16 protein-coding genes are annotated in these 16,837 nt (G+C 30.9%); 10 read left to right on the forward strand and 6 right to left on the reverse strand.

Translation table 11 applies throughout. From position 1 onward, the window contains the following. Positions 1-79 precede the first annotated feature (79 nt). Genes H6622_09260 through H6622_09270 form a run of 3 tightly spaced genes read left to right on the forward strand, consistent with a single transcriptional unit; the run spans position 80 to position 2,696 of the window. Positions 80-1,003: a CBS domain-containing protein gene (locus tag H6622_09260; protein ID MCB9061696.1), complete on the forward strand. Its 924-nt coding sequence runs from the start codon at positions 80-82 to the stop codon at positions 1,001-1,003. A gap of 43 nt (positions 1,004-1,046) precedes the next feature. Further along, a complete protein-coding gene (locus H6622_09265) occupies positions 1,047-1,664 on the forward strand; it encodes a hypothetical protein (GenBank protein ID MCB9061697.1) in 618 nt (205 codons plus the stop codon). 33 nt (positions 1,665-1,697) lie between these two features. After that, positions 1,698-2,696, forward strand: a complete 999-nt coding sequence (locus H6622_09270) for an ABC transporter ATP-binding protein (protein ID MCB9061698.1) — start codon at positions 1,698-1,700, stop codon at positions 2,694-2,696. Here H6622_09270 and H6622_09275 read toward each other — a convergent pair. Continuing rightward, entirely contained in the window at positions 2,691-3,248 is a 558-nt protein-coding gene (locus tag H6622_09275) for a pseudouridine synthase (protein ID MCB9061699.1), read from the reverse strand. The genes H6622_09270 and H6622_09275 overlap by 6 nt on opposite strands. A 114-nt stretch (positions 3,249-3,362) precedes the next feature. Then, positions 3,363-3,860, reverse strand: coding sequence for a hypothetical protein (locus tag H6622_09280; protein ID MCB9061700.1), 498 nt, complete (start codon positions 3,858-3,860; stop codon positions 3,363-3,365). A 535-nt stretch (positions 3,861-4,395) separates the two neighbouring features. On the opposite strand from H6622_09280, the gene H6622_09285 reads away from it, so the two are divergent. Then, entirely contained in the window at positions 4,396-5,385 is a 990-nt protein-coding gene (locus tag H6622_09285; GenBank protein MCB9061701.1) for a hypothetical protein, read from the forward strand. Between the two features lie 204 nt (positions 5,386-5,589). On the opposite strand, the gene H6622_09290 is transcribed toward H6622_09285, so the two are convergent. Beyond that, positions 5,590-6,654 carry a hypothetical protein gene (locus H6622_09290; GenBank protein MCB9061702.1) on the reverse strand — a complete coding sequence of 355 codons (1,065 nt, stop codon included), beginning with the start codon at positions 6,652-6,654 and terminating at the stop codon, positions 5,590-5,592. Between the two features lie 567 nt (positions 6,655-7,221). Continuing rightward, on the reverse strand, positions 7,222-9,213 hold the full coding sequence (locus H6622_09295; protein MCB9061703.1) for a hypothetical protein: 1,992 nt from the start codon (positions 9,211-9,213) through the stop codon (positions 7,222-7,224). 94 nt (positions 9,214-9,307) lie between these two features. Between H6622_09295 and H6622_09300 the strand changes: the two genes are divergently transcribed. From H6622_09300 to H6622_09310, 3 genes are all read left to right on the forward strand, one after another. Next, on the forward strand, positions 9,308-9,487 hold the full coding sequence (locus H6622_09300; protein MCB9061704.1) for a hypothetical protein: 180 nt from the start codon (positions 9,308-9,310) through the stop codon (positions 9,485-9,487). A 91-nt stretch (positions 9,488-9,578) separates the two neighbouring features. Beyond that, entirely contained in the window at positions 9,579-10,667 is a 1,089-nt protein-coding gene (locus H6622_09305; GenBank protein MCB9061705.1) for a hypothetical protein, read from the forward strand. Positions 10,668-10,764: 97 nt separating this feature from the next. Further along, a complete protein-coding gene (locus H6622_09310) occupies positions 10,765-11,130 on the forward strand; it encodes a hypothetical protein (protein ID MCB9061706.1) in 366 nt (121 codons plus the stop codon). A gap of 10 nt (positions 11,131-11,140) precedes the next feature. Here H6622_09310 and H6622_09315 read toward each other — a convergent pair whose 3' ends face one another. Both H6622_09315 and H6622_09320 read right to left on the reverse strand, forming a co-directional pair. Then, complete coding sequence (locus H6622_09315; protein ID MCB9061707.1) at positions 11,141-12,229, reverse strand: hypothetical protein; 1,089 nt, start codon at positions 12,227-12,229, stop codon at positions 11,141-11,143. Then, positions 12,226-12,765 (reverse strand): hypothetical protein, encoded by a 540-nt coding sequence (locus H6622_09320; protein MCB9061708.1) that lies wholly within the window; start codon positions 12,763-12,765, stop codon positions 12,226-12,228. The genes H6622_09315 and H6622_09320 overlap by 4 nt, the downstream gene beginning before the upstream one ends. Before the next feature lie 107 nt (positions 12,766-12,872). Between H6622_09320 and H6622_09325 the strand changes: the two genes are divergently transcribed. From H6622_09325 to H6622_09335, 3 genes are all read left to right on the forward strand, one after another. Continuing rightward, complete coding sequence (locus tag H6622_09325) at positions 12,873-14,180, forward strand: hypothetical protein (GenBank protein MCB9061709.1); 1,308 nt, start codon at positions 12,873-12,875, stop codon at positions 14,178-14,180. 191 nt (positions 14,181-14,371) lie between these two features. Beyond that, positions 14,372-15,895: a hypothetical protein gene (locus tag H6622_09330; protein MCB9061710.1), complete on the forward strand. Its 1,524-nt coding sequence runs from the start codon at positions 14,372-14,374 to the stop codon at positions 15,893-15,895. A 76-nt stretch (positions 15,896-15,971) separates the two neighbouring features. Next, positions 15,972-16,700 (forward strand): dienelactone hydrolase family protein, encoded by a 729-nt coding sequence (locus H6622_09335; protein MCB9061711.1) that lies wholly within the window; start codon positions 15,972-15,974, stop codon positions 16,698-16,700. Positions 16,701-16,837: the final 137 nt, after the last annotated feature.

Raw genomic sequence — 16,837 nt, forward strand, 5'->3', positions numbered from 1 at the left:
TCTAAACAATATATGCAATATTGAAATTATTAGGAGAAACATTTAGAATAAGAGACTAATCACTATTTAAGGTTCTGATATGGGTAATAAATTTTTCATCAAAAAAAACTTTCTTCATCCCATCTCTGAATATATGGTGACGGATGTAAAAACAATATCAGTAAATGATTCTATCGGAAAAGCAGCTGAAATTTTTTCAGAAAATCGCTTCGGCTCTTTACCTATCTTAAATGAACAAGGAGCACTTCAAGCAATAATTTCTGAAAAAGATATCGTTCTAAAAATAGATTTCAATGACAAAAACTGGAGAAATCTAAAGGCAATAGATTTTGCAACCCTTAAAGTTTTATCCCTCTATAAAGACAACACTATTCTTGATGCACTTGAACTTATGGCAATTAGAGAAATTAGACATATACCTATTGTAAAAACTGATAATACACTCTCTGGAATTTTTTCAAGTAGAGATCTTTTAGAATATATTAAACTAAATTTTACAAAATATTTAGAAGATAGAGGGACAAAAGTCCATTGGAAGTCATACGATGTGGATGATCTACTAGGTGACCTTTCCCTTTCCCAAGAGAATACATTTTCTGATACTTACACATTTTTCAATACTACATTGAGAAATTTTACTCTCTCTCGACCCATGATAGTTGACAGCAAAGATCCAATTTCAAATGTCTTGTCTGGAATAAGAAAACTTAAACAGTCCATTATTTTTGTCTGTGAGTTTACTTCAGTTCTAAAAGGTGTCATTACTGAAAGAGATATCGTAAAAAACTACTTGGCACACAATCCTGACCCAAATGCTCCAATTAGCAGTATTGCGACAAAACATCCTTTAACTTTGCTAAAAAAACACCCTATAGCGTTTGCAATCAACAATATGCTTGAATTTGGTAATCGAAATATCATAATCGTTAATGAGGATAATTACCCACTTGGAAACCTCAGTATCATAGATATCCTACGATTTATGCATGAAAAAATCGAATAGCTTCCGTCTACACAATTCTTAAAATTGACGTTAAAATAAGCAAATGAAGATACTCGTATGCTTAAAAGATGAATATGAAAGAAAACAAAGTATGTCCATGATAAAATCAGAGTTTCCTGAGGTTGAGTTTGATTTCGCTACAAATGGCCAGGAAGCAATTGATTTTATAGCAAGAGATCAATCTTATGGCACAGTTGTAACTGAATATGAACTTGATCATAAAAATGGCGGTGAAATTTACCGTTTTACCCAAATGCAAATGCTTGAAATGCCCTTTATCCTCATTTCAACAATTGATCTAAGCTCAGATCCAAATATTAAAGATCTTCTAAGAAATTCAAGCGCCAATTCACATATTCCTAAACCTGTCTCTCAAAAACAACTCAAGGAAGCACTCAGAAAAGCATTCGGATCTGATCTTGAACTAGCTGAACATAAAGAGGAGGGTTGGATTGGTGTTGAAATTGAAAAACTGGCCAGATGTAAACTCATTCCATGCGATGTCTATATCAAACTTAAATCTTCAGGAAAAATGATTAAAATCATCAATGCAAATGCTGATGAATACAAAGATATCCTTCAAAAATATATAAAGAAAAAAATTCAAACTCTATACGTCGAAAAAGACATGTTCCCAAGACTTGAAGAATACTTACGCTAGACAGTTTTCAAAACTTATGCTACACAACGCACAATGCTTAAACTTGTACAAATTGGACATTCTTTCAACGATAAGGAAATTGCTGCTCTTAGCAATATTAATTTATCTCTCCTACCCGGTGAAATCATATGCCTACTTGGACCATCTGGAGCGGGGAAAAGTACACTTTTGAAAATTATTCAAGGACAGCTCTCCCCGACGCATGGAAAACTACAGTCAACATTAGTGCAATCAGAAATATCCTTAATGCAACAGACTTTCAATTTTGATCCAACTCAAAACGCACAAGATTTTATCCTTGAAAATGTAAAAGACAAAAAATCTAAAATTAATCATTTGAGAGAATTACTCGTTATTTTTAATATTGAATATCTTCAATTAAGAGCACTACAAACCCTCTCCGCTGGACAATTACAGAGAATTTTTATTATTAAATCACTTATTAATAAACCTAAGCTTGTATTATTTGATGAAGCATTTTCTCATCTTGATAAAAACAATACTTTAGAAATCAGAAATCTCCTTATTAATTATTTGATTGAATCTAAGACAAGTGCAATCTTTGTAACCCACAACATTGAAGAGGCCTTATCTATTCCAGGAAAAATCATGTGTCTTAATTATGGTGTTTGTCTCCAAATAGGAACAAATAAAGAATTATATTACAAACCAAATCATCCGTTTGTCGCAAAATTTCTGGGCGAAACAAATATCTTTGCCGTTAAAGTCAAGGGACAAAAACTAATATTTGATGATTTTAAAGAACTAAGTTTGCCAGTAGATAAACCTGATGGAAGGTATTTGCTTCATTTTAGACCAGAGATGGTTAATTTTGAATCCATTGATTTTTCATTTCAATTTTCCGGAAGAGTTCAATCAACAGTATTCAAAGGTCCAGTTACACTTTGTACTGTACAATACAAAACTAAACAGATTTATATTAGTTTTCTCTCACATATTTATTGTCTTGAAAAAGGTCAAAAAATTAAGTTCTCTATCCCTACTGAAAAAATTCATTTAATGGAACTATAGTATTTCTTCTTTTTTAACTTCTGCCCATTCTCCGGGTTTTAAATCTCGCAATTTAGCTTTTGAAATTTGCACTCTAATAAGTCTTAAAGTTGGATATCCTATGGCCGCAGTCATTTTCCTAACTTGCCTATTTTTACCCTCACAAATTTTGATCTCAAGCCAAGATGTAGGAATTGAAGCTCTATAACGAATGGGTGGATTTCTATCAACGACTAGTGGAGGATCAATTTTTTTAACTTCACAGGGCCTGGTTTTGTATTTTTTCCCCTTATGAGAAAGAACAATATCACCTTTCATCAATACAGAAATATCTTGATTAGTAGGAATATTTTCAACTTGAACCCAATAAGTTTTAACTTTTTCAAATTTGGGGTTTGTTAGCTTATTGATAAAGTTTCCATCATCAGACAGAACCAGTAACCCCTCACTGTCTTTATCTAATCTTCCTGCAGCATATACATTCTTAGGGATACCAAAATCCGAGAGCGTATCTTTATCACCAGAAAATTGGCAGTTTACATTGAAAGGTTTATAGAAAAGAATATATTTCATAAAAGTTGATATACGATGAATATATGTAAAAAAAAAGAAATATCTAAAATTGAGAAAAGAATATATACGGAAATTTTGAATTGGGGCCTCAAAATAAGAATCCAAAATAAGTACTTACAAATTTTCTGATGTATAGTAACTTGATCCATCAAGATCGTTCGTTTCTACAATAATAATTTTATCAAGTGAATTTCTTAGCGCATTCTCAATTATTATCATCGCTTTTTCTTCGTTCAAAGTAATCTCTGTCAAATCTTTTAGAACAACATTAATATCTATGTTATCTAAATCATTAGAGATTTGCAATAACCCCTCTTTAATACTTTCTCCAGCGAAAGTTCCCAAGGAATATAATCCAGATATGATTAGAGCAACACTAGTTGTTCCTGCTAAAATTTTTGTCCCAAATCTTATGTTTTTTGGAATAACTATTTTTCCATCTACACGAGTATAATCAGCTAAAGTTTTGTAAATTTTGTACTCATTAACAGATTTTACTGTATAATTGATTGCTGGATTTAAAAATAACGCTCCAAGGATTAAACCTGAGAATGTAGCTCCTCCCATTTTGAGAGCAGAATCAATTTTCGATTGTCCTGAAAACTCGTTCATTAATTCTTTTTCAAAAACTTTCTTAAATATTTCAATAAACGATGTATTCTTTGGCAGTTTGTTTTCACTTATTTTTTCACATGTTTCTTTTACAATCGCACCGTCTATAAAAGAACAACTTAAAAAATCTAACTTTTTTCAGAGATCGACAACAGCAATTACTTTTTGAGCTTCAACGGAAGCAAAAATAGGTCTAATTACATGAGTATCCTCTCCTAAATTAGATTAGGACACTAATATTATAAATGCTGAAAATAAAATTTTAATCTTTTTCGAGTTCATTTAATCTCCATAGAAAAATATATTGCATGAATTTTGATAACATAATACGAAACATAAATCTTTCAACAAATTTTTGATAAAATATATTTTTTTGAGAGATACTGTAAGTTCTTCTTTTCTTGTCTATAAAGTATATTTAATAAAATATATTTTTTTTTACTTAATTCCTGTAAATATAATACATATTGATACATACGAAGAACTGTTATAGAACCTTTTTATGTTGGTACATTTAAGATTTTCAAAGTATTTCTTGATCTTTTTTCTATTTCTTTTAGAACTTCAAGGAAGTGATGGATCGGTTCATTTTGAATGCCAAAGGCATTTTGGAGTGAGCAAGATAAATACTATGCAAGAATTTTTTGAAAAATATCCTGAACTGAATTCAAATAGTATGAATACTGATGAATATTTTCCAAAGCACATTCTTGAAAAATATTCTGTTAATGAGATTAACTACATGTCTTTGGTTTATCTTCTTGAAAGTAAAAGTATTTCTTTTTCGAATATTAAAGATCTTAACGAATGGACCTATCTTGCAATAAAACTACTTCTTACTGTTGGTAAGCAAGAAAGTTATATGCTTGTCCAAATCGTTGGTTTTTTTGTTAACTATGCCGAAGAATCATTGAATTTAGATAAAAGTGATCCATTTATCAAAATAAAATTTCAGATGTTTCTAGACCTCATAAATGCTCTATCCACACAACTCATTTCATTTGAGACAATCGTTTTGATCGATAAATTCTTCAATCCAAGGGATCGTATATTTAAGTACAATAAATATTTATCTGAGTATTGGTCCTTAGTTTCTCTAAAATTTTATTTGGACTATAAATTCTTAAATAAATGGTTATCGACATTAACTAATCCAACTCAAAAAGATTACGATGAATTAAGACATCTTGCTTACAATATAAATGATGTTTTTTTAAATCATTCTGCTGCAAATATTTTCAAGTATAGAATCTCACAGATTGAATATAAATTAATTGGTTTTTATAAAAAAGACATTTTAAGAAATGCCCCAAACACTGGAAACATTCTAGGACTTTTAGAAATTGCAAATAGCTATGGGCAGAAATCAATCACTACCCGAAGAGTCATTATGGATATTTTAAATTCACTTGAAGAAAAAGGGGTTAAAATTCCTTCTTTTTCTGAAAATAACGTTTTTTATAATTTAGAAGATTTTAAAAAAATGAAACTTTTAAAAAAGACACTCCTCTCTGCAACCAAATAATACCGACATTGTAAGAACTGAAAACTTCTATGATCATATATTATACATCTTCGAAATAGGGCATATTTACATAAAAGACCTATGTTTAAATTGTCATGGAAAAATGTTTTCTTTTGAAATCCAAAACGTCATGCACGATAAAGCAAGAGGCTTAGAAATTGGTGATTTTTTTGGAGTATTTTGGGTTAAAATGACAAAGTAGTGTTATATAGAAATTGTATCGCCATCAGGAATAACTACATTACTATTCTTTTTTTCATGATGAACAGGCCTACTTTTTGGCAATATTGGTTTTTTACGTTGAATCCGCATCATTAAAGTCAATGTGGAGACAACTTCTCCTTCTACTTCATCTTGCAAGTAGAGCATATCAACCAAAACTAATTTTTTCTTCATCATTTCGATGTCTTGAAATCTACTTGCAGTATGTGAATTTGAAAAATAAGAACTTTTATTAAATAAGTTGAGTAAAGGAACAAAAACATGATTAACTCTACCTTTTTCAAGGATTTCATGGACAGCTCTCGAGTTCAATTTCATATCAAAAGATTGATAGAACCAATCTCCTGGACGTGCGCTCAAATGCTTCTTTTTAATCTTCTTTATGAATGAATGATATTTTTTATCGGTCAAAAAGATGAGTTCTTTTGGATAGGCCCATGCTTGAAAAATCAGTTGCATTCCAACAAATAGTATCGGTGTTGTCAGGATTTCAAATTCTGAAAGCTGACCGGAAATCATTTTTTCATAAAGTTTATTTACCAAAACAAAGTTAAGTAAATTCATTGTGGAATATAATCCAGGATATTCATTAGTCGATTTAAGATATTTAATATTCTCTTCTACTCCATTGAAAAATTCATCAATTTCTGCACCTTGCAAAGTCACACCAATAAATTGAAGATCATCTTGGTTGGCCATATCGTCTACTACATTAGTTTGAATTTTCATTTCATGTATTTTCAGTAGACCTTGAATTCTTTTTGCTACTTTTACATATTTTTTTGCTGATGAGTTTTGAAAGGCCTTTACATTTTTTAACGATGGTTCGACTAAGGGTTTGTCATAGTATTTATTGAAAATATAAAAATCTTTAAATTCACTAAGAAATTTTAAGGCCTGATTTGTTTTTTTCTTGTTGAGAGGATTCTTATGAAACTCTACAAGAGTTGCCATGAGAGACTGACAAACATCAGTCTTAGTTGTTAGAAAACTAGCTGCAAAAGAGCTTTGAACACAAAATAGATAAAAAATAAGTGTTTTAATCATTCAAACTTAGTAGCTGAACACAGAATAAAAAGCAAGGCGTTAATTTAAATAGGATCTTGTTTTTATATAATTTTGTTTAGTAACAACCAATTTTTCCAACTCCATATCTCTGATAGCATACTCATATCCACCTATTCCAAAACCTGATTTTTTAATGCCCCCAGAAAAGCATCCAATCTGCTCTGAAGAACAGATGTTGATAGATCATGATTGCTTTTGAATGTATTTTCCTTTCGCCATGATGGATTTTATTCACATCAATTGAATAAAGCGGTTATTGAAAATAGTATTCAGATTCATTTAGGTAGTTGATGACCTCTTGCAAATCTCTATAGGTTGTTAAATTGACATGTGGTCAGATGAGGGCATCTAATGAACTAAAGGCGTAGGGACTTTCGATCTAAAGTGCAAGAGGAGTGAGCGGAATTTGGATAAGAAAAAATATGGAAACTTTAATAAATGCTTTGAAAATAATTGAATATAAAAATGCTTGCTGAAATTGCTGCAAAATAAGAAGGAAAAAACATACTTAGATACTAATAAGATACATTTTGAGGGACTTATTTATTATAGACTATCTTTTAAATCAGAGAGATTTTGTATATTGACTACTTTTACTCCCTCTGATGAAACGGCCATGTAGATGAGATTATAATCTTCTCTCAAGTGTAAACCTGTACAAGTGCGATCTGTTGTAAAAGTGTCCAATAAATTTAGAGATAGAGGATTTGTCGCATCCAAGGCGCTAAGTCCTTTACTAGAGTCGGAAACGAAAATTACTTTTTTGCTTTCAAGATATTGAACATCATAAGCATTTCCAGCTGTCGCGTATGAATTTATAAATCCAGGTAAACTCTTATTAGAAATGTCTAATATTTTTAAAAAACCATTTTCATCTGCAACAAATGCAATTTGTTCATTAGATGTTAAAGCTAAGTCATAGGCATTTATAGAAGTATTATATGAACCTAAAATTGATGGAGATGATGGAGTGGAAATATCAAGGATAACTAAACCACTAAGTCCACCTGCAACAAAAAGAGTTTTATTATCTGAAGAAATAATTGATTTTCTCGCAGTTCCACTACCTCCAAAGGACAATGCTGTAATATAAACTGGGTTAGAAACATTCGAGACATCTATAACTACAATTCCATTATTCCCATCACTCATATAGGCATACTTCTCATCTGCTGATAATGTAACTCCCCAAGATGCCCCACTTGTATCTAAAGATCCTACTAAAGCAGGAGATGAAGGGCTGGATACATCAATAATTTTAAGGCCCTCGCCATATGATGCTAAAAAGAGGTAATTTTCATCTGCTGATAAAACTCCTTCCGTAATCCAAGCTGAACCAGAAAAAATCATCTTTGAAATGGCCTTGGGAGCAGTTTCCGCTTTTAAATCAAAAATAGCTAAACCAGAGTACATATCTGATACAAAAGCGTATTTATTATCTTTTGTGGTTGTAATATTTGTTGCATTTAATGTAGTCGGAATTGTCCCTTCCTCTGTAGGTGAAATATTTGATGAATAATCATACAATCTCACTCCATAATTGATATCCATTGCAAAAACGTATTGATTATCAACAATAAATAGTTTTCTCAAATAGTATAACAAACTCAACACAGAATCTGATGAAGGAGATGCTTTATTTGAAATATCTAGAATACGTATGCCGCCTGATGAATCAGAAACAATTAACTTGTTATCGTTATTAAATGGAGCAATATCATATGTAAGTCCTGGTGTATCGTATGTTCCAACTTGTAATGGAGAAGAAGGATTAGATATATCTAAGATAGTTACTCCTAAACTGTAATTAGCAAGATACAAATAATTTTGATCTGCAGAAACTTTTACACTATATATAAAAACTGAATTTGAAAATAATCCAATTGGAGCTATAGACAATGGATTAGAAATATCCATGATGATAACCTGGTTGTAATCGGCCAAGTAGGCAAAGTTTCCATCAGCAGAAACTTCTACTCCTAATGCTGTTCCAGGTGAGTCATATGAACTTAAAAGGGAAGGAGCTGATGGGTTAGTTATATCTAATAAATGAATGCCACTATAATAATCAACAACCAGTAATGAGGTACCTGAGGGTGTTAACTCCACATCTTGTACTTGTCCGGGGGTATCATAACGACCTAGATAACTAGGAGAATCTGGATTAGAAACATCTAATATTACTACTCCTGAAAAACCAGTTGCGAGATAAAGAGTGTTCGCATCGCTAGAAATAGACAGCGAATAACATGTATCTGGAGTTTGATATCTTGAAACTAAAACCGGTGAAGTGATAATTGAAATATCGAATATTTCAACACCTCTTATTCCCTTGGCCAAATAGGCGTAATTTCCATGAGTTAAAATATCTTTGGCCTCTCCACCAAGGCCCTGAAAGATTGAAGACTCTACCAATGAAGAAATTTGAACGTTTGAGGCCTTATTGCTGATATCAAGTTTTTTTAAATTGATATTAATCTTTGATTTACCACATGAGATCAGCAATAGAATTAGAAATATTGGGAAGAGAGTTTTCATATTATCAAATTGTAGTATGAATTTATAAACCATTAAATTTAATATCTAAGTGATTTAAAATACGAAGAAATATATCCTATACTTCTGAAGGTTTATGCCAATTTTTAGTGGAAATGAAGTAAGTGAAGTTGTGAATGATGAGCAATTATGTCACTTTGGGTTAGAAGGCAAAAAGTCATCTAGCTCATTAAAATCATTGAGTTTTCCTTGTACTCTCCAAAATATTTATTTAAGTTCAAGGATTGTTATCATTGGAAACGATATAACTATTTAAAAACATAAATGAAAAAATTCAACTTTTTGATAAGATATTTAGAATATACATATAGGTTGATACTTTTATAGAACTGATATAAGAACACACGATGAAATCAATATTCAAGTTAACTCAATTTTTACTGATTATTTTACTTTCTCATTCCCAAATGTATGGATATGACGGAGTTGAGTATCCAGATTGCCAACGTCACTTTGGAGAGAGAAAAATTAATTCCATGAATGATTTTTATAGCAAGTACCCAGAGTTCAATCCACAGTATAACTCAAACTATATTTCGGATACCCTACTTTCTAAATTTTCAGTTGAAAACGTTGAACATATTTCACTTTTATTATTGTTAAGTTTTGAGAAAAAAAATATTTTGACAATTGAAGACTTGGAAAAATGGACAGAATTAGTAATAAAACTACTTTTATCTGTTGGAGAGAGAAAAAATACACTACTTGTTCAAATTATAGGTCACTTCATATTCTACGCTGAAGAAATTTTAGGCCTAGACAAGTATAATATTTATATCAAAAAAACATATATAATGTTTTTAGATTTAGCAGACGCGCTTTTATCTAATTCTGTAAAATTTAAAACAAAATTACTAGAAGATTCTAGAAATCAGAGAATGGATAGAATATTTGAATTCAACAAGCATTCTCCAGAATATTGGTCGATGATTTCTTTAAAGTTTTTTCTAGATAATAAATTTTTTGATCATTGGTTAGGTAAAATTATAAATCCAACACAGAACGATTATGATGAATTAAGACATATTTCACACAGTATAAACAATGTATTTTTAAATAATTTATCAGCAAAACATTTCAAAGAAAGAGTCACTCAGATTGAACTAAAGCTTATTAAATTTTACCAAAGAGACATTCACCAACAAGGTTTTAACTCCGGAAATATTCTTGGTTTACTTGAAATATCCGATACTCATGGTAAAAAATCAAACACCATACGTAGGTTAATTGCTCAATTTCTCTACCCTCTTTATCAGCAAAATATCCAAATACCTTCTATTTCTGATATTGGAACATTATATCTTTTGAAAGATTTTCAAAAAATGCAACGCTTACATGAATCTAGCATATTTAATGGTTGGATTATGCCAACTAACCAAACTGAAGTTGAAATGAGACAAAGAATTATCAACTTTTCTATACAGAAGAATCTTTAGGCTTATAACAACACACCGTATTATCCGTAATCATTTGACGTTAAACTTTTTCAATGAAAATATATATTCATAAATAATGAATTTGCATGGAGAGCTTATGAAAAAATTTTTGCCGGTTATGTTCTTAACTTTTTGTTTTCATTCAATGGCAAGTGAAAATTTTTCTATTAAATTAACATCTTTCGGCCGAATCTCGAATAATATTCAAAATTTGTCAGCAGAAGTGTGTGGATATGTACAAGGTCCTGTCATCGGTGATTTGAGTGTAGAATTGATTGTCGATCAAGATTCAAATAGACCAGGGTATTATCATACTAAAACTGCCCGAAATGGAAAGTTTTGCGCAATTGTTGCAACCTATGCAGGAACAGTGATGGCGAAGTTAAGAGGTATCGCTGAATCGAATTCTGTAAACCTAGATTCAGGACGTGAAATATCATCTGAAAAAATGCAGCTACGATAAGGTTGTATTTTTATAAATTTAAAACTTTATTCATATCTATTGTCACATAAATTGGAAAATGATCAGATGGATTTAAATTACGCTCATCAAAATTTGATGGAATAGGTTTTACTGTTCCATTGATATCCTTATATCTATAAATTCCTGAATCTAGAAGTATATCCTTACTTACTGCAGTTCTATTTAAATATATCGCATCTAATTGCTGAAAACTTGTTCCTTTTCTGGAATGAAATGTATGAGTAACACGATCATGGACATTAACATCAAAAAATATATCGAAACTATCAATGAAACCTTCATGTCGAAAAACATCAAACTCCCGGGAAGACATTACATCATTGTTAAAATCCCCCATTACAAATATCGGAATATTCTTATATTGCCTGAAAAACTTTTTTTCGATTGCGACAGTTGTTTGAGCTTGTTTGGCCCTTAATTTTTGTGAAAGAGGATCAGATTTTTGTGACCTTTTCGATTTAAAATGTGTTCCTAAAATGGCCATATAAACTTTGTTACTATTTTGATCTTTAACTAAAAGAGTAGGTAGGTCTCTGGAAAATGTCGTTTTCATTTTTCGAGTGGGATGAAAATGTTTGGTATCTCTATGACTATGAAGTTCATAGTTAAATGGTAAATCTTTTTTTATCAAAAAACCTATTTGAATCCCCCTTGAATCGTTACCCAAAATAACAAGTGGGAAATATGAACTATTTAAATACTGTTCGTTAAATTTTTTAATGGCACTTAAACTTTCAATTTCCTGAAAACAAATTATGTCCATTTCTGTAGATATAATCGCATTGGCCATTTCAACTCTTTGTGATTCTTCTTTTTTCATATTTATAAAATTGTACTCTCCCTCTAAGCGCCCCTCTTCCGTAAGTCCTAAATATTCATTGAAATTAAATATATTATAACTTCCAAGAACAATTTTTTTTACTTCTTCAATTTTTTTAACGACTCCTTTATTTTTAACTTTTAAAACTGGGCCATCTCGGTACATTTCATAGTCATAATCAAGTTTGGATTCAAAATTCTCTTGGCAAGCAAAAGTACTTATAGTGAAACAAAATAAGAATATTAAAATCTTAATCACTTATTGCTCTTTATAGCTTTTTCGCCAAAAATAACGCTATCAAGATATTTTAGTATATCGTCAGATACTTGCCCCCAAGATTTTTCAAGAACTTCAAATTGAGTCTCTTCACCTGCAAAGTTAAATTTTTTATGACTTGATTCAAACTTCTGGGTAGACTCTTTTACTTTTTCAGGATTTCTTTTATCTACAGATAAGATTTCAATAAGTACTAATCCATTCCAATACATATTTTTCTGAGTACCATCAAACTCCTTTATATTCATCTGAATATATAGTCCCTTTTCTGGTATATCCTCTGCTTCAACCCATTGTAATGACTGTTTGTATTTTAAGTTGAGAGATAATCGTATTCCTGTAAAAAGCTGTTCTTGATTTTCTTGATTTTTCCTTTCATCATTCAGAAAAAACTTTATTTTGTCTGTCAAAACGGGTCTTTCAACCGCGTCATCAGAAAAAACAGGTGTAAATTTTCTGGTAGAAGAACATGATGGAAGAAGAAATATGAATAAAATAAAAATCTTAGATAAATGCATACTATTCCTTTTATTGGTTTTTTGACTCAAACTAAAATTTTAAGTCGCAATTACTTTAAATAGTCTTCATTATCATGTAAATAGACTTTCTATGTAAGGATTACTCTATGCAAATTTTTAATACTTTTATCACCTTTCTTTTAGTTTCAATCAAACTTTTAGCTGTTGAAATAGATTCAGATAAACGTATCAATATTCGTCAAAATATTACGCAATGTGCATCATATTTAATTCCTAAAGAAAGCTCCCCTACAGATTCGGTAGGTATTCAACTCCATAAGGATAATATTCAATTACTTAGGTCCAGTATTAGAGAAATAAGAGAAAAAGGACAAGTTTCCCTTTTTGAAAATGCAACAATATATATTACTGGCGTGAATATGGGACACGCTCAATCCAGATTGGAAGAATATAAACAAATTTTAGAAGAAGAAGGAATAGATTCAAATCTACCTCACTACAAATTACTCACTATACCAGAACTGCAAATGGAAAATTTTAACAAACTCAACGAGGAATTAGCGAAAATAAGAGACACGATTTCACAAGTTGATCCCAAAGTTCTACTCAATTTACTTAACGACTTCTCCAAATACTCTTGGGAGAGAATCAAATATTTTGCTCCTAGTATAGAGCGCGATTATCAAAAACCGACAAAGGGTGAAGTCTCCACGGGATTAACCACAAATGCGCTCATTGAAATGGCCTCAATTAAGTGGTTGGTTGAAAATAACAATCCTTTCGATGCGGCCCTAACGCTTGTAGGACACGTTGGATTTCTCTCATTTTTGACAATATATCAAAGAAGTACCCAAAACTGGCTAGAACGTTCTCAAAGTAATATTGAAGGTTTTACAAAGCAATCCCTTATTGGTCTGGCCTTTATTGCAAACTACAATATCTTTCAAAATGCTAGTGCAATTTCAAATTTTTATACTGAATTTGGTTTAAGTGGCCTCCTTCAGCAATTGCCCTCTGAAATAGCAACCTTTGCAGCGACTCAAGGTCTTACTTTTACACTTCAAACTCTCTTTTATTATATTTCAATGACAAAAGGGATTAGAAAGTGGGTAACCCTCCAACAGGGTGAGGAGCGAACTTTGAAGGCCAGGGCATATTCAAATATCATAGCTCTGCCTTTCCTTGCACTTGATGCACTCTTCTTAGCTCAGGCAGCTTCTCCACATAGTCCAGTCATTGAATCTCTCTCCTATGGAGTCTTGCAACTTAACCAAGGTCATCTGCTTTTATCAGGTCTGATTTTGGCCTCGAGTATTTTAGTGGCAATTAAACCTACGATTCTGAATCCTGCAATTGATATTATTGATTGGTTTATACAATATCTAAGAAAATTTAGAGAATTTCTCATAAGAGCAACCCAAAAAGTTTCTCATAAAATTCGACATACCAAATAGTTACATAATATTAATAAATAACTTTAAATTCATGACATTCTAAAATTTCAATAATTTCAACTTTTTTGTTAGAGAGGCCATTTGCTGTCTGATATTTTATCAATTTTTTTCGAATAATATAAAAAATTCAAGCATTCTTTCGTGCGCTCATAATTTGTTATAAAATTAAATGAATAAAAAGAATTGATTTTATGAAAACATTATTTATTTCGATGATTTTATTTTTTTATGTCCCATCAATTTGGGCCATTCCCCAAATTGAGAATTGTATAGATTTTTTCTTACCGCTTAGTGAAAAAGATAAAGCAAGTTGGAAATTCTCAAAAGATCTCCTTCCTCCTCAAAACTTATTAGGAAATGAATATTTGATGAGCTTCCATGGTTCTGTTCCTCAAAATCAAAAAGGTGTATTAAAAAAATTTAGGAAACTTTTCAATTTGAGTCAAACGATCTTAAGCATGGGCGGTGTTTATTCACTAGCACTTGCTGATTTTACAATTGAAAATTTATATTTAGAAACTTCTCTATTAGACAACGATCACATCTATGACAATGTTGAAAATATCAGAAACCTATATTCAATTTTGGTGAGAAAATATCTTGAAATGAGTACAGGATTAAAACTTGATGATATGGACAGCAATTATGAAATGAATATTTTACCATTAGAGAAGTCAAAACATCCATTAAGCAAAATTTCAAATGCACTACAAAAGCAACAATCTTCATCTAAACAAAAAGTTAAAATGAATATACCTCTATCGGTTGGTTTTTATAACCAAGAAACGAACACAATTCTCTACAATCCACTGACTGGAATACATGGGGAATCTGAAATACCAGCACATGAAATTTTTCATCTTCAGCAAGAACAAGTAAGAAAATTAAATTCAAATAAAGACTATCAAATACATAAGGGACCAAGAGGAGTTTGGCCAAAGCACCGAATCGTTTTGAGTCCGTCTACAGTCTTTCTTAATGAGTTTAGAAATAAGATGAAATTACATATTGAAGCAAATCGTTTTATAGAATCCCTTGATGAATTGATTGAGAATTTTACTTCTAGTTCAATTAATTTGATCTCAAATGCTTTATCTAGGAATGATTTAAATATTCAAGAGAAAATAAAAAACTTATTAAATTTAAAAAATGATATAAAATCAGAAATTGCGCCTAAATTTGAAGATGTCATATCAGCGAAGCAGGCAATCGAAGACTTAAGGAAAGAACATTTTAATAGAGTTGTAATTCAGTCTGAAAAAAATCTTAAGCTCTATCAAAATCAAATGAATGGATATTTCATTGAAGAAATTGGGGCATATATAAAAAATGCCTTGTATCATCTTCACTTATTTGATGACTTGTCTAGAAGTACAATTTTGAATAGAAAAATATTAATTTTTAAAATCGAAGTCTATTTATACATTTCTCGATATTTTTTAAATTATGCGCTTGAAGAGTATATTATATTACTAAGAAAAATAGAGAAGCAGAGAATTGAAGATCCCAATATATTATTAGATCCCACAAATCTCAATGCCAGTTCCACTCAAATTGATCTGAAAAATTTTGAGGCAAATAAGCAGGTTGATTTACAAACTATAGAACAAGAACTTCATATTGGTCTAAAATGGTTAAATGAATATGATAACTATCTTGATCAACTTGATCAAGCTGTTGAGAAACGAAAAAATCTTTACCTTGCTCCTCAGTAATTAATAATTTTTCTTTTATATATTGTGGATTTTATTTTACAGCACTACAATATAATCAAAAAATATAAGGATATATATGAATTATTTTATCTTACTTTTTATCTCTTTTTCTGTTTATTCACAAAGTGTAACCTATAAAGATTCGGGAATTGATTATGAAGGTTACTACCTAAATGCTGGTAAAAATTCTCCAACCATTTTTATCATTCACGATTGGGATGGCCTTACTGATTATGAGATCAAAAGGTCACAAATGCTTAAGAACCTTGGATACTCAGTTTTTGCCATAGATCTTTTTGGGAAAGGTATACGTCCAACTAAACTTGAAGACAAAAAACAACATACGGCAGAACTCTATAAAGACAGAAATAAAATGCGCTCAATAATGAATGCTGCACTAAGCAAAGCAAATGAATTGGGACTCAATACTAAAAAAGCACTTTCTATAGGATATTGTTTTGGTGGCGCTGCTGTCTTAGAATGGGCCAGATCCGGAGTAAACTTACTTGCACATATTACCTTTCATGGAGGATTAAGTACTCCTCCTGGCCAGGATTATTCGCATACAAAAGGTGAAGTTATTGTCTACCATGGGCAAGCAGATAAAGTCGTTTCGATGGAAGAATACACAAATCTGAAAAAGGAATTAGAGAAAAATAAGATTATAAATCAATTTTATCTTTATCCAGGGGCAGATCATGCATTTACTGTTTACGGTGGAAAAAATTATCAGAAAGTTGCCGATGAACAATCCTGGAAATCATTCGTAACTTTTTTAAATCAAAAATTTGTTGCCACGAAATAAACATTATCAACTTTCGAACCTTTTTATAATTAAATTATTACTTATCTTAGTATTTCTATCGGTTGTTATCCTAATTATTCGCCCTTGTGCCAAGTTAAAACGGAAGTTAATCTTAAAAAGAATAGAAAAAGGAAATT

This window comes from Halobacteriovoraceae bacterium, from assembly GCA_020635115.1.
GTDB lineage: Bacteria > Bdellovibrionota > Bacteriovoracia > Bacteriovoracales > Bacteriovoracaceae > JACKAK01.

Excerpts from the sequence above, each read along its gene's own strand:
- H6622_09275 (MCB9061699.1), bottom strand. The coding sequence starts at position 3,248 with ATGAAATATATTCTTTTCTATAAACCTTTCAATGTAAACTGCCAATTT.
- H6622_09290 (MCB9061702.1), bottom strand. The coding sequence starts at position 6,654 with ATGATTAAAACACTTATTTTTTATCTATTTTGTGTTCAAAGCTCTTTT.
- H6622_09330 (MCB9061710.1), top strand. The coding sequence starts at position 14,372 with ATGAAAACATTATTTATTTCGATGATTTTATTTTTTTATGTCCCATCA.
- H6622_09265 (MCB9061697.1), top strand. The coding sequence starts at position 1,047 with ATGAAGATACTCGTATGCTTAAAAGATGAATATGAAAGAAAACAAAGT.
- H6622_09310 (MCB9061706.1), top strand. The coding sequence starts at position 10,765 with ATGAAAAAATTTTTGCCGGTTATGTTCTTAACTTTTTGTTTTCATTCA.
- H6622_09300 (MCB9061704.1), top strand. The coding sequence starts at position 9,308 with ATGCCAATTTTTAGTGGAAATGAAGTAAGTGAAGTTGTGAATGATGAG.
- H6622_09295 (MCB9061703.1), bottom strand. The coding sequence starts at position 9,213 with ATGAAAACTCTCTTCCCAATATTTCTAATTCTATTGCTGATCTCATGT.
- H6622_09335 (MCB9061711.1), top strand. The coding sequence starts at position 15,972 with ATGAATTATTTTATCTTACTTTTTATCTCTTTTTCTGTTTATTCACAA.
- H6622_09305 (MCB9061705.1), top strand. The coding sequence starts at position 9,579 with ATGAAATCAATATTCAAGTTAACTCAATTTTTACTGATTATTTTACTT.
- H6622_09325 (MCB9061709.1), top strand. The coding sequence starts at position 12,873 with ATGCAAATTTTTAATACTTTTATCACCTTTCTTTTAGTTTCAATCAAA.
- H6622_09260 (MCB9061696.1), top strand. The coding sequence starts at position 80 with ATGGGTAATAAATTTTTCATCAAAAAAAACTTTCTTCATCCCATCTCT.
- H6622_09270 (MCB9061698.1), top strand. The coding sequence starts at position 1,698 with ATGCTTAAACTTGTACAAATTGGACATTCTTTCAACGATAAGGAAATT.
- H6622_09320 (MCB9061708.1), bottom strand. The coding sequence starts at position 12,765 with ATGCATTTATCTAAGATTTTTATTTTATTCATATTTCTTCTTCCATCA.
- H6622_09280 (MCB9061700.1), bottom strand. The coding sequence starts at position 3,860 with ATGAACGAGTTTTCAGGACAATCGAAAATTGATTCTGCTCTCAAAATG.